Annotated in this window: 1 protein-coding gene; it reads left to right on the forward strand. The window is 61.2% G+C overall.

Annotated features, from left to right (window positions below; genetic code table 11):
* The first annotated feature begins 79 nt into the window (after positions 1–79).
* Positions 80–553, forward strand: coding sequence for a SoxY-related AACIE arm protein (locus AC1D1X_RS25280; RefSeq protein WP_477669275.1), 474 nt, complete (start codon positions 80–82; stop codon positions 551–553).
* Positions 554–578: the final 25 nt, after the last annotated feature.

Consider the following 578-nt stretch of genomic DNA (forward strand, 5'->3'; position numbering starts at 1 on the left):
GCCTGGCAGGGCAAGCCCATCATGAACGCCCAGCAAATTGAAGACGTGGTGGCCTTTCTGCTCACGCTGAAGTGACCTCATGACCACAGCAGGCCGTTTTATTTCTTTTAATCGGCGCCATATTCTGGCGGGCGCGGCCAGCATGGGCCTGAGCGTCGTTTTGCGTCCCGCAGCGGCGCAGGCCGGTGAGCTGGCGGCAGCGGTGGCGGCCTATACCCAAAGCGCTCCGGTACGAGCGGGCAAAATCAAGCTTGATATAGCCGAGCTGGTCGACAACGGCAATGTGGTGCCCATCACCGTCACGGTCGAGAGTCCCATGACGGCGGCCGACCACGTGAAAAGCATTGCCGTCTTCAACGAGAAAAACCCCCAGCGCGATGTGGCCCGCTTCACGCTGGGGCCTCGCTCCGGCAAGGCCAGCGTGACAACACGCATACGCCTGGCTACCTCACAACAGCTTGTGGCCGTCGCACAGATGAGCGACGGCAGCTACTGGTCGCACACCGTCAATGTCATCGTGACCCTGGCGGCTTGTATTGAAGGCGATACGTGAGCCCCCACGGTCGCTCACTTCGTGT

It is taken from the genome of Polaromonas sp. P1_G4, assembly GCF_056405475.1.